Origin of the sequence: Sphingobium sp. AP50 (assembly GCF_900109095.1) — a bacterium.
In the GTDB taxonomy this organism is placed as follows: Bacteria; Pseudomonadota; Alphaproteobacteria; order Sphingomonadales; family Sphingomonadaceae; genus Sphingobium.
Window position 1 is genome coordinate 86,504 of record NZ_FNYZ01000009.1, and the last position, 18,515, is coordinate 105,018.

21 protein-coding genes are annotated in these 18,515 nt (G+C 65.2%); 5 read left to right on the forward strand and 16 right to left on the reverse strand.

Annotation, left to right across the window (positions count from 1 at the left end; genetic code table 11):
• The first annotated feature begins 20 nt into the window (after nucleotides 1-20).
• Complete coding sequence (locus tag BMY84_RS15585; protein WP_093085073.1) at nucleotides 21-1,067, forward strand: hypothetical protein; 1,047 nt, start codon at nucleotides 21-23, stop codon at nucleotides 1,065-1,067.
• A gap of 133 nt (nucleotides 1,068-1,200) precedes the next feature.
• On the opposite strand, the gene BMY84_RS30445 is transcribed toward BMY84_RS15585, so the two are convergent.
• Nucleotides 1,201-1,308, reverse strand: a complete 108-nt coding sequence (locus tag BMY84_RS30445; protein ID WP_256215270.1) for a hypothetical protein — start codon at nucleotides 1,306-1,308, stop codon at nucleotides 1,201-1,203.
• A gap of 8 nt (nucleotides 1,309-1,316) precedes the next feature.
• On the opposite strand from BMY84_RS30445, the gene BMY84_RS30450 reads away from it, so the two are divergent.
• Nucleotides 1,317-1,622, forward strand: a complete 306-nt coding sequence (locus BMY84_RS30450; protein WP_093085076.1) for a transposase — start codon at nucleotides 1,317-1,319, stop codon at nucleotides 1,620-1,622.
• Here BMY84_RS30450 and BMY84_RS15600 read toward each other — a convergent pair.
• On the reverse strand, nucleotides 1,609-3,183 hold the full coding sequence (locus BMY84_RS15600) for an IS66 family transposase (RefSeq protein ID WP_093085077.1): 1,575 nt from the start codon (nucleotides 3,181-3,183) through the stop codon (nucleotides 1,609-1,611). The genes BMY84_RS30450 and BMY84_RS15600 overlap by 14 nt on opposite strands.
• 31 nt (nucleotides 3,184-3,214) lie before the next feature.
• Nucleotides 3,215-3,571 carry an IS66 family insertion sequence element accessory protein TnpB gene (gene tnpB, locus BMY84_RS15605; protein WP_218146969.1) on the reverse strand — a complete coding sequence of 119 codons (357 nt, stop codon included), beginning with the start codon at nucleotides 3,569-3,571 and terminating at the stop codon, nucleotides 3,215-3,217.
• Nucleotides 3,572-3,800: 229 nt separating this feature from the next.
• Between tnpB and BMY84_RS15615 the strand changes: the two genes are divergently transcribed.
• The 3 genes from BMY84_RS15615 (at nucleotide 3,801) to BMY84_RS15625 (ending at nucleotide 5,991) form a co-directional block, all read left to right on the forward strand.
• Complete coding sequence (locus tag BMY84_RS15615; protein WP_143075058.1) at nucleotides 3,801-4,076, forward strand: hypothetical protein; 276 nt, start codon at nucleotides 3,801-3,803, stop codon at nucleotides 4,074-4,076.
• A gap of 305 nt (nucleotides 4,077-4,381) precedes the next feature.
• Nucleotides 4,382-4,747 (forward strand): XRE family transcriptional regulator, encoded by a 366-nt coding sequence (locus tag BMY84_RS15620; protein WP_256215271.1) that lies wholly within the window; start codon nucleotides 4,382-4,384, stop codon nucleotides 4,745-4,747.
• Nucleotides 4,744-5,991: a type II toxin-antitoxin system HipA family toxin gene (locus BMY84_RS15625; RefSeq protein ID WP_093085080.1), complete on the forward strand. Its 1,248-nt coding sequence runs from the start codon at nucleotides 4,744-4,746 to the stop codon at nucleotides 5,989-5,991. Before BMY84_RS15620 ends, BMY84_RS15625 begins: the two co-directional genes overlap by 4 nt.
• A 340-nt stretch (nucleotides 5,992-6,331) precedes the next feature.
• On the opposite strand, the gene BMY84_RS15630 is transcribed toward BMY84_RS15625, so the two are convergent.
• From BMY84_RS15630 to BMY84_RS15690, 13 genes are all read right to left on the reverse strand, one after another.
• Nucleotides 6,332-7,075, reverse strand: coding sequence for a prepilin peptidase (locus BMY84_RS15630; protein WP_093085081.1), 744 nt, complete (start codon nucleotides 7,073-7,075; stop codon nucleotides 6,332-6,334).
• On the reverse strand, nucleotides 7,072-7,794 hold the full coding sequence (gspN, locus tag BMY84_RS15635; protein WP_093085083.1) for a type II secretion system protein N: 723 nt from the start codon (nucleotides 7,792-7,794) through the stop codon (nucleotides 7,072-7,074). The genes BMY84_RS15630 and gspN overlap by 4 nt, the downstream gene beginning before the upstream one ends.
• Entirely contained in the window at nucleotides 7,791-8,279 is a 489-nt protein-coding gene (gene gspM, locus BMY84_RS15640; RefSeq protein ID WP_093085084.1) for a type II secretion system protein GspM, read from the reverse strand. Before gspM ends, gspN begins: the two co-directional genes overlap by 4 nt.
• Nucleotides 8,276-9,412: a type II secretion system protein GspL gene (gene gspL / locus BMY84_RS15645; RefSeq protein WP_093085086.1), complete on the reverse strand. Its 1,137-nt coding sequence runs from the start codon at nucleotides 9,410-9,412 to the stop codon at nucleotides 8,276-8,278. Before gspL ends, gspM begins: the two co-directional genes overlap by 4 nt.
• The gene (gspK, locus tag BMY84_RS15650) at nucleotides 9,409-10,398 is read right to left on the reverse strand and encodes a type II secretion system minor pseudopilin GspK (RefSeq protein ID WP_093085216.1); all 990 of its coding nucleotides are present in this window, start codon (nucleotides 10,396-10,398) and stop codon (nucleotides 9,409-9,411) included. The genes gspL and gspK overlap by 4 nt, the downstream gene beginning before the upstream one ends.
• Complete coding sequence (gspJ, locus tag BMY84_RS15655; RefSeq protein WP_093085214.1) at nucleotides 10,391-11,086, reverse strand: type II secretion system minor pseudopilin GspJ; 696 nt, start codon at nucleotides 11,084-11,086, stop codon at nucleotides 10,391-10,393. Before gspJ ends, gspK begins: the two co-directional genes overlap by 8 nt.
• Complete coding sequence (gene gspI, locus BMY84_RS15660) at nucleotides 11,086-11,529, reverse strand: type II secretion system minor pseudopilin GspI (RefSeq protein ID WP_256215280.1); 444 nt, start codon at nucleotides 11,527-11,529, stop codon at nucleotides 11,086-11,088. Before gspI ends, gspJ begins: the two co-directional genes overlap by 1 nt.
• Before the next feature lie 43 nt (nucleotides 11,530-11,572).
• Complete coding sequence (locus tag BMY84_RS15665) at nucleotides 11,573-12,013, reverse strand: GspH/FimT family pseudopilin (RefSeq protein ID WP_093085087.1); 441 nt, start codon at nucleotides 12,011-12,013, stop codon at nucleotides 11,573-11,575.
• Nucleotides 12,014-12,098: 85 nt separating this feature from the next.
• The gene (gene gspG / locus BMY84_RS15670) at nucleotides 12,099-12,653 is read right to left on the reverse strand and encodes a type II secretion system major pseudopilin GspG (protein WP_093085089.1); all 555 of its coding nucleotides are present in this window, start codon (nucleotides 12,651-12,653) and stop codon (nucleotides 12,099-12,101) included.
• A 10-nt stretch (nucleotides 12,654-12,663) separates the two neighbouring features.
• The gene (gene gspF / locus BMY84_RS15675) at nucleotides 12,664-13,881 is read right to left on the reverse strand and encodes a type II secretion system inner membrane protein GspF (protein ID WP_093085090.1); all 1,218 of its coding nucleotides are present in this window, start codon (nucleotides 13,879-13,881) and stop codon (nucleotides 12,664-12,666) included.
• On the reverse strand, nucleotides 13,874-15,415 hold the full coding sequence (gspE, locus tag BMY84_RS15680; RefSeq protein ID WP_093085092.1) for a type II secretion system ATPase GspE: 1,542 nt from the start codon (nucleotides 15,413-15,415) through the stop codon (nucleotides 13,874-13,876). The genes gspF and gspE overlap by 8 nt, the downstream gene beginning before the upstream one ends.
• Nucleotides 15,412-17,613 (reverse strand): type II secretion system secretin GspD, encoded by a 2,202-nt coding sequence (gspD, locus tag BMY84_RS15685; protein ID WP_093085093.1) that lies wholly within the window; start codon nucleotides 17,611-17,613, stop codon nucleotides 15,412-15,414. The genes gspE and gspD overlap by 4 nt, the downstream gene beginning before the upstream one ends.
• Nucleotides 17,610-18,464, reverse strand: a complete 855-nt coding sequence (locus BMY84_RS15690) for a type II secretion system protein N (protein WP_093085095.1) — start codon at nucleotides 18,462-18,464, stop codon at nucleotides 17,610-17,612. Before BMY84_RS15690 ends, gspD begins: the two co-directional genes overlap by 4 nt.
• Nucleotides 18,465-18,515: the final 51 nt, after the last annotated feature.

An 18,515-nucleotide genomic window follows, 5' to 3' on the forward strand; every position in this document is an offset into this window, starting at 1 on the left:
GATCTGGAGAGGGATGCTGAATGCCAAAGCGCGCCCAAATTATCATTTCTGCCCTTCTGGCGCCGATGAGCCTGTGCCTGGCCGTCCCGGCGCACGCGACCGATGACGCCGAAGCCTGGACGCCCAGCGATAGCGCGATCCGCGCGACCGCTGCGGGGATCAGCCTGCCCCAGACCGTCGCCGGCCTGTCCCTCGCCAAGAGCGGCGAAGCCTCCAATGGCGGCCGCGCGGTCGACAATTATGCTCAATATCTGTCGGAAGACGGGGTCATTCAGGCGACTCTCTATGTCTATATGCCAACCTATGCCGACGCCTCTCTCGCCGCCTATATGACCGACAAGGCGGTGATGGAGCGGTTCGGCAACCAGACCCGCCGCACCGCCTATGCCAGCGCCCCTGCCGCTGGACAGGCGGGTCGCGCCATTCGCGCCGTATATGATCATGCCGCAGACGGCGCACTCACGACGGCGGCGGGCTTCGTCCATGCCGGGCGCTGGATCGTCAAGATCCGCATCACCGGCCCCACCGAACGGCGCGCCGAAGTCCTCTCCGGGCTGGATGGCATGCTGACCGGGCTGACCTTCGACGACCCCGCCAGCCTGCACGCCACCACCCCCGCCAGCTTCGCCGCCTGCCCGGTCGCCGACGCCACCGACGCCCGCCTGACCCCGCCAAAGGTCGGGGAGGAAGCCATCCCCGCCGAAGTCCGCATCCCGCGCGACGGCAAGGATGCGCTCTGCATCCGGGGCGCCGTAACCACCGCAGACGGCAGCTATGACATGCTCCAGCAGGCCGGCCGCAGCGACGGCGCGATCATCGTACCGGTCGACGACAGCGGCACCGTACTGGCCTTCGATCCCGCAACGCAGGGCGAAGGCTATAAGCTGTCGATCCACATGGTCGGCCAGACCGACCTCTATGGCGTCTATGATAAAGTGCCGACCCCGCATCAGGTCGCCGCAATCCTGGACGGCAAGGACACGCAAACGGCCGAAGCGCAAGCCACCGCCACCTATGCCGCCAATGGCGACGTGACAGTCAGTCGTTTCACCTCCGCCGCCCACTGACCGCTTCCTTCCACGGCGCGCCCATTCACGACACCGTTTGCGTTCGTGGACTTCCTTTTTTGGAAGGAAGTTCTGAAGCGATTTCGTCGAAGAAGATAGTAGCCTCTAGCAGCGACCGGCCGATATCGCTCGCTTAGACGGCCACGTCGGCCTTAATGGCTGAGTACGGATCATATCCTTCAACTTCGAAGTCATCAATGCTGTACCCATCAATGCTGTCCGGCCGTCGGACGAGTCGCATTTTCGGGAATGGTCGGGGCTGTCGCGTCAATTGTTCCCGAACTTGGTCGAGAGGCCAGCGACTACAAGGGCGCTGCCCTGCTGGTCGATACCCTGCCGCCCACCGACGCCATGCTGGCCGACCGGGGATACGACACCGACTGGTTCCGCAACGCGCTCACCGCACGCGGCATCTCCCCCTGCATCCCCTCAAAACGCAACCGCAGGATCGCCATACCCCACGACCGCATCCTCTATCGCCAGCGGCATCGCATCGAGAATATGTTCGGAAGGCTCAAGGACTGGCGGGCAAGCGGTGTTTTCAGGCCACGTTGATCCAGGGCATGAGCTCATGAACACGATTGGCCTGATGGCCGTTGGCGAGCGCGGTCAGCGTCTGGTTCAGCCAGTCATGCGGATTGATGCCGCCCAGCTTGCAGTTTTCGATGAGCGTGGCGATGACCGCCCAGTTATCGCCGCCCTCGTCGGAGCCGGCAAAGAGGGCATTCTTTCGATTCAAAGCCAGGGGGCGGATTGATCGCTCGACAGTGTTGGTGTCGAGTTCGATCCGACCATCGTCGATGAAGCGAACGAGGCCGTCCCAGCGGGTCGTCGCATAGCGGATGGCTTCGGCCAACTTGCTCTTGGCGCTGATCTGGCGGAGCCGGGCGTCCAGATAGAGCCTGAGATCCTCGACGATGAAGCGGCTGCATTCGGCGCGCTGGATGCGGCGTTGCTCCGCGGCACAGCCGCGCACCTCATCCTCGATGGCATAGAGCATGGCGATCCGACGCAGGATCTCGGTCGCGACCGGGGAACTGGCGGCTAGATCATAGAATTTGCGCCGAACATGGGACCAGCAGAAGGCGAGGCTGAGTTGCTGCCCGCGGCGCTTGGCGAGCGCTGTATAGCCGCCATAGCCGTCGACCTGCAGGATGCCTGCAAAATCTCCAAGGTGGATGTCGGGCCGCTCGGCCTTGTGATCTGCCGCATAGACATAGGCGACCATCGGCGGACCTACGCCACCCCATGGCCGATCGTTGCGGGCATAGGCCCATAGCTGGCCGGTCTTCGTCTTTCCGCGCCCCGGGTCAAGCACCGGCGCAGTAGTCTCGTCGGCAAACAGTCGTTCGGATCGGCGCAACTCTTCCAGCGTCCGGTCCCGCAATGGCCGCAGATACCATGCTGCCCGACCGACCCAGTCCGCCAGGGTGGAGCGATCGAGCTTGATATCCTGCCGGGCATAGATCTGAGCTTGCCGGTATAGCGGAACATGATCGGCATACTTGGATACCAGCACCTGGGCGATCAGCGCTTCGGTCGGAATCCCGCCTTCGACTATCCGCGCCGGAGCGGGGACCTGGACGATCGCACCTTCACAGGAGCGACAGCCATAGCGCGGGCGGCGCGTCACCAGTACGCGGAAGGTGATAGGAACGACGTCTAGCCGCTCGGCGACGTCTTCACCGATCTGATGAAGCGGACCGCTGCAGCAGGGACAAGACTTGTCTTCGATATCGACAATCTGCTCGATCCGCTCGAGGTGCGCGGGTAGCGAGCCGCGGTTAGTCTTGCGGGGCTGGTCGCTGCGAGACCGCGGTGTGACAGCCTCTCTGGCAGCACGGGCATGCCCAAGAGCGATCTCGAGATCTTCCAGTCCCAACTGCAGCTGATCGGCATCGAGCTGCTCGGACCGGCTGCCGAAACGGTGCCACATGAAGGCGTCGATGATCGACTGAAGACGCTCGATCTCGGCGTCTGCCTCGCCCTTGGCAACGCCCAGTTCTGTCAGCCTGGCCTCAGATTCTGCCCGCTCCTCCACCAACATCCGGGACTGCTCCAGAACGAGCGCGCGGAGCGCGTCGATATCGTCAGGCAGATCCGCTTGCGTCAGCATAGAAAGAGTGAATCAGTAGGGCAAAGCCCCGTCAACCGGCAATCTGCGGGGCCTGCGGCCGACGGCCGCCATGGACCCGGCGCCAGTCCAATCCTTCCAGAAGCGCGCCGAGTTGCGCGGCGGAAAGGCGCATCACGCCGTCCTGAATGCCGGGCCACTTGAAGCCGCCTTGCTCCAGGCGCTTCGCCATCAGGCACAGTCCTGTGCCGTCCCACCAGATCAGCTTGATCCGGTCGGCACGCTTGGCCCGAAAAACATAGATCACACCGGAAAATGCATCGCCGCCATAATCGGCGCTCACCAGCGCCGCCAGGGCATCGAGCCCTTTGCGAAAATCCACCGGGCGTGTCGCCACCATGACCCGCGTGCCCGGACCGATCCCGAGCACGGCTTTACCTGCAACGCCTGGATCACCGCCGCCACCAGATCGGCCTTAGCCGTACGTCCAATCCGAACGACGGCGCCTCCTACCTCAACCTCTATTGCGACATCGCCCGACAATGGCTTGGGGCTATCGGCCATGACCGACACAAACATCGGTTCCGCATGGCTGGTGACTTGACCCGCTTCCAAGGCATATGCGCCTCCTCGATCACCGAGCGCGTGGACCGCGCTCGGTGATCGGACGCTTCGCGGTACATATGCTCCTCGATCTGACGGCCACGGGCGAGCAGGCGATCCTTCACGCTGGCCTCTGCCGCCCACTGGAGCGCTGCCTCTCCGCGCATGCCCTCCTGCAATGCATCGATCGCATTATTCACGAGCCCGTGTTCCATGGTCGAAGCGCAGCCCCGATGAAGCGCGTTGAGATCAGCCATTGGCAGATCATGAAAGAGGCCCGGTTCGTCCGGGCCGATGATCAGCGCCGTCACTCTGCGCACAAGGCTGGCTGACAATCGCGCTCGGTGGCCCGCTGCAGCGCCTCAGAAACTTCAGGGATCGAGAACGACGGCAGATAGGCACACTTGGCAGCCCGATTCCACTTCGGTGACATCGGCAACGAACGGTATGGACCATCGCTCATGGGAAGCCCTCCTGTCAGCTTAAATGATAGTCATTCCTGACATTGTTAACTCTCATCGGATGGAAACCTGTCATCGAGGAGCGATTTGCATGGTGGTGCCCATTCATCTTTTTCGTAACACGACGCGCATCTGCCTCAGTGAAATCAAATACGAGGAAAAGAAATCGTCCCTATGTGGACATTATTATTGCGATTTCGGCGCATTTCGTCCATATAAGGACCATGCTGGAGACCCCACTCGAACTAGCCACACTGATAGGGCAACGGATCAAACGTCGCCGGCTCGACATGGATATGACCCAAGCTGATGCAGCAGCGCGCGCCGGCATCGCGTATCGGACGTGGCGTCGCCTCGAAGCCGAGGGCAAGGCCTCGATCGAGGATCTCGTTCGCGCTGCGGTTGCGTTGCGCTGCGAGCAGGATCTTGTCGGCCTTTTTCCCGCGCCGTCGGCGACATCGATGGACGCGCTGCTTGAGCAGCAGAAGGCGGCCGCCAAGCCGAAGCCGCGCATGCGCGCACCGGCATCGCGGGCGTCATGAAACTCGCGCCCGGCACGCCCCTCGAAATTGGCCTGATGCTCGACGAAGGCGAGGCCGCGGATACCGTGGGCCGTCTCGCGATGGCGGATGGACTGGCGCAGGTCGAATGGTCGACGGCTGTCGTCGATCAGCGGCGGCGGATCGACCCGCTGCTTTATCCCCCGGAACCCGGTCTCCACGCAGCACGCGGGCGCAATTTTGACGGTCTTCATGGCTTCCTGGCTGACAGCCTGCCCGACGCGTGGGGCCAGATGCTGATGAAGCGGAGGCTAGAAAAGTTGGGCGTCCGTATCGATACGCTCAGCCCGGTCGAGCGGCTCGCCCTTGTCGGCCGAACAGGGCGCGGCGCGCTGGTCTATGAACCGGCGACGACCCCGACCGAGGATGTCGGCACGATCGATCTAGACGCGCTGGCCGAGGAGTCGCGTGTGCTGCTGCTCGGCAACGATCCAGCGCAGATCGACACGCTTGCCCGTCTCGGCGGCGCATCTGGCGGTGCAAGGCCCAAGATCCATCTGGGCATCGCGCCGGACGGGGCGCTGAGTGGTGAAGGCGACACTGGCCACGAAGACTGGATCGTCAAGTTTCGCGCTACCGTCGACCCCATCGACATCGGCCCGGTTGAAGAGGCCTATGCTCGCATGGCACGCGCCGCTGGCATCGATATGGCTGCATCCCGGTTGCTCTCGGCGCAGACCGGGCCAGGCTATTTCGCGACGCGCAGGTTCGACCGGCCGGCGCCGGGCCGACGCCTCCACATGATTTCGTTGGCCGGTGCGCTGGAAGCCCGCGCCGACATGCCGTCGATCGACTATGACATGTTCCTTCGCGCGACGATGGCGATCACCCGCCATGCCGCCGACGTAGAGGAAGCCTTCCGCCGCATGGTGTTCAACATCCTTGCGCACAATCGCGATGACCATACGCGCCAGCACAGCTTCCTGCAGGATGCGGTCGGCGAGTGGCGCCTCGCTCCGGCTTATGACCTGACCTTCTCCAACGGACCGAGCGGCGAGCATTACCTCGCGGTAGAGGGCGAAGGGCGAGCGCCGACGCGCGCACAGGTGATGACGCTGGGACGACGGCACGGCCTGTCCGACCGGGCGATTGCGTCGATCATTGACGAAGTACGAGCCTCGCTCAGCGATTGGCCCCGGATCGCAGCGGAGGCAGGGGCAACGGTGTCGGTCGCCGAGATCGCCGAGCGCCATGCCGAAGTGGCAACCCATTTCGGTGATCGATAACGCTCCCCGCCATCGATCATTCTGACCGCAAACCGTGATTTATAGCGGTCCGGGATCGAATAGGGGGTCTGCCGCTGCACACGGTCACCGGAACCCAAACCGGGACACGGTTCGGTGCAGTCGGCGCTGCCCGTTCGGCGCCACCCGCAAGCGCTCGTATTCGCATAACTTATAGCGCGACGCGAGTGTCACCCGCGGGCCATGGCTGGCCTGTTTCAGGATGACACTTGATCAACGCACACAACCCACACACAAGGGCTTCGCGATCCCGCAAAAACCGCGAATTTCCGTCGGTCGAAGGGGCAGGTATTTCGGTCTCGAATCCTGTCTCCCCGACCACTCACTTCATTAACGACGTAGCGACCAGCCAGGCCGGTATTGCCGCAAGGGCTAGGAATGTTCCCAGCGGCACGCGTGCGGTACGGTCCTTTGCGCGGCCGATGGCCAGCATGATTCCCAACCCCATCACTGATGCGATCAGCAGCAGGAAGGGCAGCGCATGCCAGCCGAACCAGGCGCCCAGCGCGCCGAGCAGCTTCGCATCGCCCAACCCCAGCCCCTCGCGCCCGCGCAAGGCTCTATAACCCAGCGCGAGGCCCAGCAGTGCGCCATAGCCGACCGCTGCTCCAATGACGCGATCCGTCAGCGCAACATCCGTCGCCCACAGGCCGATCGTGAAGCCAAGAAAAGCGAGCGGCAGGGTCAAGGCATCGGGCAACCAGAAATGGCGCCAGTCCAGCACCGCCAGCGTCAGCAGCAGCCAGCCCAGCAATGCCCAGCCGATCCCGCCCAGATCGGGCCGGAAACCGATCGCCAAAGCGCCGATGATCGCGCAGCCCGCCTCCACCCGGCCATGCAGCGGATCGATCGCCGCGCCACAGGTGCGGCAGCGCCCCTTGCTCAGCATCGCACTCAGCATCGGGATCAGGTCGCGCGCCGTCAAAGTGCGGCCACAGCCATCGCAGGCGGATCGACCGCGCATCACGCCCCTGCCCTGCGGCCAGCGCAGGATCAGGGTCGCCAGAAAGCTGCCGAGGATCGCGCCCGCCAGCGCGCCGATCAGCGCCGGAATCGGCTGGATCACAGCGTCCCTTCGACCTTCAATATCTGCGCATTACCGGCCGGCGCGAACCCGGCCTGTCCCAACAGGCTGGCCAGCGAAGCATCAGCGGTTTCGATCCGCATCTCCGCGACATAGCGGCCAGAGCGCCAGATCCGCAGACTGACCTTCTCCAGCCCCGACTGGCTGACCAGCGGCAGCAGCAGCGCGTCCCCGTCACAGGCTACCGTACCCGAAAGACCCTGGCTCAGGTTCAATCCCGGAAACTGCCCGGCCATCCGCGCCCGCACCCGCCCTTCGGCATGGCCGCAGCGATCACCGCTGAAATAGGCGCTGACATCCTCCAGCATCAGGCTGCCCACAGGTAATGGCGCGAAGGTCCGGCCCAGCGGCACCGCGCCGGTCACGTCATCCACGCCAATGCGCCCAAAGCCGACCGTCAAAGCCCCTTTCACATCGTCGGGCAGCCCCTTGGTCCGGGCGATGTCGAAGCGCGCACGCCCCATCAGCAGTGATATGGGGGACAGGCCCGCCCGCACGCTGCCCAGCGGCATATTGCCCAGCATCAATTGATCGATCCGCCCGCTCCACACCGTGCCCCGCACTTCCCGTGCCGCAACGCCAATCCGCTCCAGCCCGGCCAGCCCCAGCGCGACCCGCATCGGCAGGAAGATCAGCAGGCCCAGCAGCAGCGCGACGATCAGCACGATCCGCATCCGCCGTGACAGGATAAGGCCCATCATTGCCCCTCTCCCCGCACCAGCACGGCCTGCACAGACACGCTGCCCGCCGTCGGCGATGGCCGCGCGCTCATAGTGTCAACCCGCACGCCCTGCGCCTCCAGCCCGGCCAGCCAGGAGAAGAGCGCGACCGGCCGTACCGATGCGATGGCGATTTCCATCCGGTCATTGCCCTGCGCCTGCGCCCGCTCCAGCGTCAGCCCGGCCTCGCCCGCGCCCTGCCCGACAAATTGGTCCAGCGGCACGGCCGGACCGGTCGAGGCAGGCGTGCGGGGCAGCGTCTTCAATTGCTTCACTGCCGCGCGCACGGCGGCATTGCGATCGGTCGCCTCCAGCAACGTCTCCCGCGCGCCGCGCTGCGCCCGGTCAAGCGGCGCGGCCACGCCGAACCAGAGGAAGGTCGCCGCCAGCAGCGCGACCATCACCCCCAGCATCCATTGCTCGCGGGCCGATCGCTCGCCCCAATATGCTGCTATCCGTTCCATCATGACCGCACCGTTATGTCCGCCAGCGTCCGCCCGCCCGGATCCTGGGAGGGAGTCGCCGTAATCGTGTAGCCCGCCGCCTGGATCGCCAGCAGGACCATGTTGATGTCTTCCGCCTTGGCCGCGGCCAGCGTCGCCCGGATCATCCCGTCCGGATCACGCGACAGGCTGGTCAGCGCCACGCCCGGCGCATCCTGCACCGCCGCCAGCAGCCCGGCGACGGGCGCGGTAAAGGCGCGTCCACCCGCACCCCGCGCGGCAAGACGCCCCTCCAGTTCCACCTGCGCCTGCGCGGCATCACTGGCACCGGGCAGCACCTGCTGCGCCAGCGCCACGCTCTCCCGGTCCAGCCGGCTCGCCGCCATATGCTGCTTCACGATGCCGACCAGAACAGCGGCAAGGCAAAGCAACAGGATCAGCCCGCTCCACAGGATGATGCGCCCCAACGCCTGCTTGTCGACGGCGCGCCGTACCCGCTTGGCAAAATCGCCCTGCCGCAAATCGATCGGCGGCGCATTCAGCGCAGCGATGGCCCGCCCTTCGATCACGCCCGCCGCGATATCGGCGATCGGTGCGTCGCCGATCAGTGCGGGCAGCGCCATATCGGCCGTCAGCGCCATGTCCACGCCGCGCAGCACCATCTCGTCGGCGATCCGACCGCGCACGAAACCGCTCTCCGGCTCCGGTAACAGCAAAGGCGCGGGCACGATGATATCCGGGTCCAGCCCATGATGCTGCGCCCAGAGCAGCCAATGCTGCATGTCGGCGCGACTGGCCACGGCCACGATATGCGGCAGGGCCGGATCGTCATTGGCATCGGTCGCGGCGAACAACTGGTCGGCCGACAACAGGCTGGCGGTCAGCGCCGTCAGCCGCGCCGCCGCCCGCCCCTGCCGCACCGGCAGGTCGGGATGGGCGATCCAGTGCAGCGTCACCAGCGCTGCCGGCGGCACCAGCAGCACCCGCGCCTTGTCCGGCAGCGCTGCGATACCACAGGCTGACAGCCAGTTGACGCCCTCGCCCGACTGCACCAGCGCCCCATCGATCACGCGCATCCAGCGCACCGGCGCCTCGGCCGCTTCGGCCGCTTCGGCCGCTTCGGGCAGCATCAGGATCAGGGCATCGCGACTGCTCATGCCTCACCACCCCAGCTACGCCGCACCAGCCTGGCCGGGCTTTCCCGCGCATCGATCAGCGCGCGCTCCACCAGTTGCGTTCCCCCGACTTCCACCGACACAGTCACTCCGAAAAATCCCGTCTTCAACTTCACCTGCTCTGCCACCTCGGTCGCGGGCGACAGGCCCGCCAGCGAAGGCAAAGCCCAGAATTGCACCGTACTGCCGTAGCCGTCCGCCGGTCGCTGCGCCAGCAATTGCCGCGCCCGCGCCACCGACAATTGCCCCGGCAGCAGCATCGCGAACAAGGGCGCCTGACCCGGCAGCAGCGTATTGATGTTGATCGGCGACAAATCCGTGACCGGCAAGGTGCATATCCACGGCTTCACCAGATCATAGATGGCGGGCGTCACCCCAGCCACCGCCCGCAATTCGCTGGGGTCCACCATCATCCGATTGGGCGTGCGATAGGGCCGCGCATATTGGGCATAGCTGTCATCCTCGGCCCCGCCGGGCTGCGGCACGCTGTCGCTGTCGATCCAGTCGGCCAGCGCGACGGAAACGCCCTGCGCCTGCCGCGTCTGCACGCCCAGCGCTTCCAGCAGAGCCTGAAACTGCGTCACGCCGATCGGCCGGACCTTCAGCGCCGCCTCGCTCTGTCCGCTGACCACGCTGTTGAGATTGAAGCAATTACCACCATCCGTGACCCGCGCGGTGGCCATGCCACCCGGCACCGGCACCGCCTGCGGCGTGCCCAGCCAGTTGCCCGCCAGCGTGATCTTGACCGGATTGCCGGCGGTCAGATCACCGATGCGCAGCCGCGCCATCTCCGTCCCGGCGTCGGCATAGGCGCGCGCCTGATCGACCGCGCCGCCATTGCCGGTCATCCGCGTCGCCAGCGCCACCCGCTCCAGCGCGGTCGCGGCGACCACCGCCATCACCGCCACCAGCAGCAAGACGGTCAGCAGCGCCGCGCCCCGTTCTTTCTCATTGCGGGGATCAGGCACCGGTCGCACCCTCCAGCTTTTCCTGCGGGCCCGGCGCCACCAGAAAGCGCATCGTCACCGGCGGCTCGCCCGTGCGCGTGACGGTCATTTCCACGGCCAGCGGAATCAGGTCGGGCTGTGACGGCGTCCATTCCTCCTGCCATTTGCCCCGTACATCGCGGAAACGCAGCTTCACCGCCTCGACATTGTCCAGCAGCGCCGCCGGATCATCGCCTGCCGCCCCATCCAGTTCGGCATAGGTCCGCCGTTCCAGCCGCCCCTGCCGCACCCAATATTCGACCTTTTGCAGCGATGGCCGCGGCAAATCGCCCAGATTGTCCCAGCCGCCCCGCACGAACTGCATCACCGGCTGGCCTTCGCCATCGTCATGCGCCCAGAAGGCCGGCGCATTGGTGCCGGCCTCGGTCCGCGTGATGCGCGGCACCGCCTGCCCCAGATCGCCCGCCAATGCTCCGCCCGCCCGCTGCACCGCCGCCAGATCATCCAGCCGCGCCTTGATCTGCGCCTGCGCGGAAACGCTGTTGCCCAGCAGCAGGACGCCCGCAGCCGCCAGCATTGCGAAGATCATAAGCGCGACGAGCAGTTCTATGAGTGTAAAACCTTGCTCGGTGGGACGACCTTCGCCTCTTTCAACCCCCTCCCCTTCAGGGGAGGGGGTTGGAGGTTTCACTTTGGTCAGGCGGACCATCATTCCACCACCCGCATGAAACTCAGCACCACTGGCGACGCGCCCGGCTGACCGTCAACGGTCAGATCGACCTGCAACAGGCGCTTGTCCTCCATCGCCTTGACGCTGCGGCTCCAGTGCCAGCGCCGCCCGCCATTTTCGACGTCGCCATCCTCCTGTCCGACCGAAGGGGCCACAGGATCGCTCTGCACCTCAACCATCAGGTTCCGCGCCACGATCTGGCCCAGCGCCTTGCTGTCGAGATCGGCCGCAGTCCGCAACGTCACCCCCTGCAACCGCATCAGCGCCAACGCGGCCAGACTGAACACCGCCAGAGCGACCAGCATTTCGAGAAGCGTGAAGCCCTGTTGGGCGGAACGATCAAAAGGCCTGAAGCCGCGCTCGTTGGCACCACACCGTGCTCCTGCGAAAGCAGGAGCCCAGGGCCTCCAGGTCCGGCGCACGCCACCCTGGGTTCCTGCTTCCGCAGGAACACGGAACATGACCTTACCCACCGACCATGACCTTCCCCGCCATGTCGACGGTCACGGACACCCGCTCGCCTTCGCGCGCCAGGGTCACGGTCAGCGGATCGGTCGGCAAGCCAGTGCCGTCAAAGGCGATCTGCTGGCGGCCATCCTTGCCCACCAGCGCGCGGGTGCCATTCTTCCAGTTGGCGGTAACGAAGGGCTTGTCCTCGATCGGCGCCCATTGCTCGCCCTCGCGACGCTGGAAACCATAGCCCGAAGCCGACACCCACAGGCCCATCGGCCGTGCGGTGACGACCGCTTCGTCGCGCGCGGCGGCCACGCGCGCGGCAAAGCGATCGGCATCCTCCACCACCCGACCACGTGGATCGGGGATGGCCAGAACGACGGCAGCCGAAATGAAGCCGATGATCGTCAGCACGACCATCAGCTCAAGGAGGGTAAATCCGCCCTGCCCCACAGGATGCCGTGCTCCTGCGAAGACAGGAACACAGGGTTCCGAACGCTGTGCGTGCGGCCCTGGGCTCCGGCTTGCGCCGGAGCACTCACATTTCGCTGGAATAAATGTCCGCATTCTCATTCTCGCCACCCGGCTGGCCATCGGCGCCCAGCGAGCTGATGTCGAACGCGCCCTTGCGCCCCGGCACGGTGTAGACATAGGCGCGGCCCCACGGGTCCTGCGGCAGCTTCTTGATATAGCCGCCCCGGCGATAGCGCTGCGGCTGCGCCAGCGACGCGGGCGGATTGAGCAGCGCCTGCAACCCGTCCGACCCGGCCGGATAGGTCAGGTTATCGAGCCGATATTGCTCCAGCGCCTGTTCGATCGTGGAAATATCGGCCTTCGCCTTCTCGATCCGGGCGGTGTCGGTCGCGGGAATGACGTTGATCGCCACGATCGTCGCCAGCAGGCCGATGATCACGATCACGACCATCAGTTCGACCAGCGTGAAACCATTTTCGGCAGAACGTCTAACATCAGCATCTGAACGTGCTCCTGTGAAAACAGGAGCCCAGGATTCTTGATGCTGCGCCCCAGACTCTGGGCTCCTGCTTCCGCAGGAGCTCTGCACTGAACAGCGGTGAACGAAAAGATTCTTCATATGCACTCCTTCAAGCCCCGGTGAGGCTTTGCAGCTGCAAGATCGGCAGCAGGATGGACAGGATGATGACGGCGACGATGCCGCCCATCAGTATGATGATGACCGGCTCCAGCATCGCCAGCGCGGCGGAGGTGAAGCTGTCAAACTCGCGCTCCAGATAATCGGCGGCCCGCTCCAGCATGGTATCGAGCCGCCCGGCACTTTCCCCGCTCGCCGCCAGATAGACCAGCAATGGCGGAAACACGCCCGCCCGGCGCAGCGCGGCGGACAGGCTGCCACCACCCCGGATCGCCTCGACAATCTGGTCGGACGCCTTGCGCAATACGCGATTATGAACGGTGTTGGCGGTCAGCGACAGGCCTTCCATCAACGGCAACCGGCTCGCGATCATGGTGGACAAGGTACGCGCCATCCGCGCCGCATGCAGATCGCGGATAAGCTTGCCCAGCACCGGCAGGCCCAGCAGCATCGCGTCAAACCGATAGCGGAAGGCATCGACCTTCATCGCTCGCCAGAAGCCTAAACCCGCCAGCGCCATTAGGATCAGCAGCAACCACCAGTAACCGGCAAGAAAGGCGGAAATCGCCATCACCATCCGCGTCAGGAAGGGCAATTCCTGCCCCACCGTATCGAACTGCTCCACCACCTTGGGCACGACGAAGATCATCAGCGCCGCAACCACGAACACGGCAAAAGTCGCCAGCACGCTGGGATAGGCAATCGCGGTCAGCACCTTAGATCGCATCACCGCCTGCCGCTCCATCAGGTCGGACAGACGCTCCATGATCGTGGGCAGGCTACCCGAACTTTCACCGGCGGAAATCATCGCGCGATAGAGCGGCGGGAAGCTTTTCGGCTCCGCGCCCAGCGCATCGGCCAGCCGCCGCCCTTCCAGCACACCGCCATGCACCTTGCCCACGATCGCGCGGACATGATCCTGCTCGCTTTGCTTGCCGATGGTGCGCAGCGATTCCTCCAGCGGGCTGACCTGGATCAGCGTGGAAAGCTGGCGGGTGAACAGCGTCAGTTCCTTTGAAGACAATCGCGGCGCGCGCAGCGACAGGCCCGCCCGCTTGCGCGCCGCCTCCACCGCGCCCGGTTCCAGCCGCACGACGAACAGCTTGCGCGCGTCCAGCTTCGCCCGCGCATCCTCGATCGTGTCGGCCTTGAGCTTCCCGCCGCGTTCCTTGCCCGCCGGGTCGATCGCCACATAGTCGAAATCAGCCATCGGCGATGGTTTCCGCCTCGACCGCATCGCGCCGCGACACGCGGATCGCCTCTTCCGCCGTGGTCTGGCCGTCGCGCACCAGCGCCCGCGCGGCCGATCCCAGATTGGGAGCGTTCAGGAAAGCATGGCGCGCGATCAGCGATTCATCGCCACCATCATTGATCAGGCGGCGGATTGTGTCGTCCACGCGGATCGCCTCGAACACGCCGATCCGACCCTTATAGCCGGTGCCATTGCATTCTTCGCAGCCCTTCGCCTTGTAGATGATCGTGCCCGGATCAAAGCCCAGCAGCGCGCTGGCCGACTTGTCCGCCTGCACCGGCTCGCGACAATGCTGGCATAGCCGCCGTACCAGTCGCTGCGCAATCACCGCGCGCAGCGTGGAGGCCAGCAGGAACGGCTCGACCCGCATGTCGCGCATCCGGGTGATCGCGCCCACCGCATCATTGGTGTGCACGGTCGACAGCACCAGATGCCCCGTCAGCGATGCCTGCACCGCAATCTCTGCCGTCTCGCGATCGCGGATTTCGCCGACCATCACCACGTCAGGGTCCTGCCGCAGGATCGCACGCAGCCCCGCCGCAAAGGTCAGCCCGACCTTGGCATTGACCTGCGTCTGGCCCACACCCTCGATCGCATATTCGACCGGATCTTCAACGGTGAGGATATTACGGCTGCCATCGTTCAGCGTCCGCAAACCGGCATAAAGCGTCGTCGTCTTGCCCGAACCGGTAGGCCCGGTGACCAGGATGATGCCGTTAGGCTCGCTCAACCCTTCGCGGAAAATCCGGTCCGGCGCGCCGGTCATGCCCAGCAGGTCGAGCGTGATCCCGGCATTTTCCTTGTCGAGAATACGCAGCACCACCCGCTCGCCCGCCCGGCTCGGCAGGGTCGAAACACGCACGTCGAGCAGCTTGCCGCCCAATGTCAGGCCTATGCGCCCGTCCTGCGGCACGCGCCGCTCCGCAATGTCGAGCCGCGCCATCACCTTGATGCGGCTCACCACCACCGGCGCGACATGGGGCGGCATGCGCAGCGTCTCGCGCAGCACGCCGTCGATGCGCATCCGCACGATCAGCCCGGTTTCATAGGGTTCGATATGGATATCCGACACGCCCTGCCGCGCCGCCTCGGCAATGATGCCGTTGATCAGGCGGATCGCCGGCGCATCGTCCGCGCTGTCGAGCAGGTCGTCTGCGGTCGGAATGTCAGCGGCGAGAATATCCAGCTCATCGGCGCCGACCTCCAGCGATCCCGCCATCGCCGCCGCGCTGCCATCCATCGCATAATGATCGGACAGGTGCCGGTCGAACTGCGCCGGTTCCACGAACCGCACGTCGAAGCTGCGCGCCAGATGCCGCCGCACTTCCAGCAGCACGCGCGGATCGCTGCCCTCACGCACCGCGATGGTCAGCCGCTCGCCTTCAGGCGGCAGCAGCACCACGCCATGCTTGCGCGCGAAGCCATAGGGAATGTCGATTGGCCGGGAAATATGGTTCGATGAAACAGCCTCCCCCTGTTTCGGATCGGTCATTTCTGTTCTCCGCTTGCGGGAATTTCGACCGGGCGAACCACACCGCTCGACTGGCGGACCGTAGGTTCGATGACTTGCGGATCGGCCGCCGCCGGCTGCACCACCGCATCGCCCGGCTGCGGCGCAGCGATCGGCGGCGTCGCGCCCATATAGTCGCGCACCAGTTCGTCGATCGTCGGTTCGGACTGCGGATCGCGCTGCAACTGCATGCCGCGGACATAGCCATAGCGCTGCTGCGTCAGCTTCTGCGCATCTTCCTTCGACCGCAATATGGTCGGCCGGATGAAGACCATCAGGTTCGTCTTCGACCGGCTGTTGCTGCGCGACTTGAACAATTCGCCGATGCCGGGAATGTCCGACAGCAGCGGGATGCGCTCGATCGTGCGCCGCTCATTGTCGTCCAGCAGGCCGCCCAGCGCCAATATCTCGCCATCATCTACGGTGACGGTCGTTTCGATCTCGCGCTTATTGATGATCAGGTCGCTGTTGCTGTTGCTGACCGGCCCGGCCACGCTGGACACTTCCTGCTTCAGAAACAGCTTGATCGCGCCGCCGGTGTTGATCTGGGGCTTCACCTCCAGCTTGATGCCGACATCCTGCCGCTGCACCGTGCGGAACTGATTGTCGAAATTCTGGCTCAGCGCCTCCCCTGTCGTCACCGGCACCTGCTGCCCGACCAGGATCGACGCCTTCTGATTGTCCAGCGTCATGATCGACGGCGTGGACAGAAGGTTGCTTTTCGTGTCGGATTTCACCGCATTGATGATCGCGCCGAAAATGCCGTTCTTGCCAATGCTGCCGCCCAACGCGCCGATCGCGCCGGTGGCGCTTTGCAGGCTGGTCAGCGCCGCCGACTGGAGCGTGCTGGCCAGATCGCTGTTGGTCTGCGTCTCGGTCGTCGTCGTGGTGCCGTCAGCGGCGACCACCGTCGTCTTGGTGGTGCCCAGCTTGTCCGCACCATACGCCCCTGCCAGTGTCAGCAGATTGGGCGATGCGTTACTGTAGTTGGTTGCCGCAAATCCGGTCGATGTGCTGCCCAACAGGAACTGCACGCCCAATTTCTTGGCGGCGGCATCGCTGATTTCGACAATGATCGCCTCCACCAGCACCTGTTCGCGCCGGGTGTCGATCTGGCGGATGGTTTCGCCCAGCATCCGCTGCACGTCGCTGTTCGCCGCCACGATGATGGCGTTGGCGCCTTCATAGCGGGTGACGATCGCTGGGCCGCGCGTGTTGATGCCTCCGCCCGACGAGGAGGAGCCGGAGGAGGCAGCCACAGGCGCCGCCGCCTGCGAAGCCGGGGCAGCGCTGCCCTTGCTGCTCGCTGGCGTATCGGAACTCACCGGCTGGCTGGTCGACTGCCCCACCAGTTGCTGCAATACAGGGAGCAGCTTTTCGGCATCGGCATGTTCCAGCCAATAGACGCGGATTTCCGTGCCGCTCGCCGCCTGCTGATCGAGTTGCCTTGCCATCGCAGCCAGCCGCGCGACGGTATTGGCATCGCCCCGGATCGCCACCGCATTGCTGCTGTCGATCGGCACCACCGTCGCGGCCGACGGCGCGGCATTCTCGCCGCCGCCGCTCGCAACCAGCGCCTGAAGCGAGGTCGCGATCTCGCGCGCGCCGGCATTTTTCAGCATCACCATCTGCGTCGCCGCCGTGTCGCGATCGACCCGTGCGATCACTTGCCGGATGCGCGCGACATTATCCGCATAGTCCGCCACCACCACGCTGTTGCCTGCCCGGTTGGCCGTAACGGAGCCTTCCTTGCTCACCAGCGGGCGCAGCGTTTCCAGCGCGCTCGCCGCATCGATCGATCGCAGGCGGAAGACTTCGGTGACGAAGCTGTTGCGATTGGCCGCGCTGCCCACGCCGCTCGGCTGCCCCGCCGCGCCGTCCACCGGCTGAATGCGATAGGCGCCGCCGGGGGCCGGCACCGCCACCAGCCCGTTGGCGCGCAGGGTCGACAGGAAAATCTCGAAATATTCCGATCGGCTGAGCGGCCTGTCGGTCACGACCGACACTTTCCCCTGCACCTTGTTGTCGATGATGAAGGTGCGTCCCGTCACCCGCGCCGCATCCTGAATGAAGGCGCGAATATCGGCGTCACGGACGTTCAAAGTCTGCTGCGCGGAGGCAACGATCGGCGTCGCCAGAGCAAGGGCCATGGCAGCGGAAAGAAGGAATTTGCGGGTCATTGGCCTTGCACTATCAGGTTGACGGTCGCGACGGCGGCGCCGCGCTCTACGGTCAGGGAAAGGCGCGCACCGGGCGCGATCTGGTTCTGGAGCGATTGCAGGTCGCCGACCGGCTGGCCGTTGACCTTGCTGACGATATCGCCGGGGTGGAAGCCTGCGCCAGCAAAGGCCGGCCCCTTGGCCATCACGGCCAGGCCGGTGACGCGCCCATTCTGCATGCGCGGGGCGAAGCCGATATCCCGCTTCAGGCTGTCGACGGTCGGCCCTGCGGAGGCCGCGGGCAGTGTCTGCGGTGGCGGCGCGGCACTTTGCCACCCTCGCCCACTGTCGGGCGCTTGCGGCGCGGCTTCGGGTGCAGGCGTGGACTGGTCCAGAAACACCTGTTCCTCCGCCCCGCCGCGATCGATCGTCACATGATCGAACGCCACCGATTTCAACACCACGCCCGGCAGGATTTCGTCGCCCACGGCAAAGCTGTTCTGCACGCCATCCGGCCCGGCGATGATCGCAGAGCCCAGCCCCGAACCTTCATTCAGGCGAATGCCATAGACGGTCAGCGCCAGCGAGGTAACGACCCCGCCGCCCGGCTGCGGCGCATCGCTGCGGAAGAAGGGATCGAAGCTGGCGAACAGCGCCTGCCGCGCACTCGGCGACAGCAATTGCGCCTGCCGCCCTTCCCATGGCCCGAAACTGCCGACTGGCGTGACGATCACCCAGATCAGCCGCACCATCAACAGCGCCAGCAGGACAAGCAGCCCCCGCTCGATCCACGCCAGCCAGTCGAACGCCGGAAAGGACTGCCCCCTTCCACGCCCCAGGCCGCTTATCTTGTCGCCAAACGGCACCCGCATGATTTTGACCCAAGCCCCCGTCAAGTTGAGAGCCTGCTAGGCAGGTGATCT

Bases quoted from the DNA above. Each gene is read 5' to 3' on its own strand.
- BMY84_RS15585 (WP_093085073.1), top strand. From the start codon at position 21: ATGCCAAAGCGCGCCCAAATTATCATTTCTGCCCTTCTGGCGCCGATG.
- BMY84_RS30445 (WP_256215270.1), bottom strand. From the start codon at position 1,308: ATGCGACTCGTCCGACGGCCGGACAGCATTGATGGGTACAGCATTGAT.
- BMY84_RS30450 (WP_093085076.1), top strand. From the start codon at position 1,317: ATGGTCGGGGCTGTCGCGTCAATTGTTCCCGAACTTGGTCGAGAGGCC.
- BMY84_RS15600 (WP_093085077.1), bottom strand. From the start codon at position 3,183: ATGCTGACGCAAGCGGATCTGCCTGACGATATCGACGCGCTCCGCGCG.
- BMY84_RS15625 (WP_093085080.1), top strand. From the start codon at position 4,744: ATGAAACTCGCGCCCGGCACGCCCCTCGAAATTGGCCTGATGCTCGAC.
- gspN (WP_093085083.1), bottom strand. From the start codon at position 7,794: ATGATGGGCCTTATCCTGTCACGGCGGATGCGGATCGTGCTGATCGTC.
- gspM (WP_093085084.1), bottom strand. From the start codon at position 8,279: ATGATGGAACGGATAGCAGCATATTGGGGCGAGCGATCGGCCCGCGAG.
- gspL (WP_093085086.1), bottom strand. From the start codon at position 9,412: ATGAGCAGTCGCGATGCCCTGATCCTGATGCTGCCCGAAGCGGCCGAA.
- gspJ (WP_093085214.1), bottom strand. From the start codon at position 11,086: ATGGTCCGCCTGACCAAAGTGAAACCTCCAACCCCCTCCCCTGAAGGG.
- gspG (WP_093085089.1), bottom strand. From the start codon at position 12,653: ATGAAGAATCTTTTCGTTCACCGCTGTTCAGTGCAGAGCTCCTGCGGA.
- gspF (WP_093085090.1), bottom strand. From the start codon at position 13,881: ATGGCTGATTTCGACTATGTGGCGATCGACCCGGCGGGCAAGGAACGC.
- gspE (WP_093085092.1), bottom strand. From the start codon at position 15,415: ATGACCGATCCGAAACAGGGGGAGGCTGTTTCATCGAACCATATTTCC.
- gspD (WP_093085093.1), bottom strand. From the start codon at position 17,613: ATGACCCGCAAATTCCTTCTTTCCGCTGCCATGGCCCTTGCTCTGGCG.
- BMY84_RS15690 (WP_093085095.1), bottom strand. From the start codon at position 18,464: ATGCGGGTGCCGTTTGGCGACAAGATAAGCGGCCTGGGGCGTGGAAGG.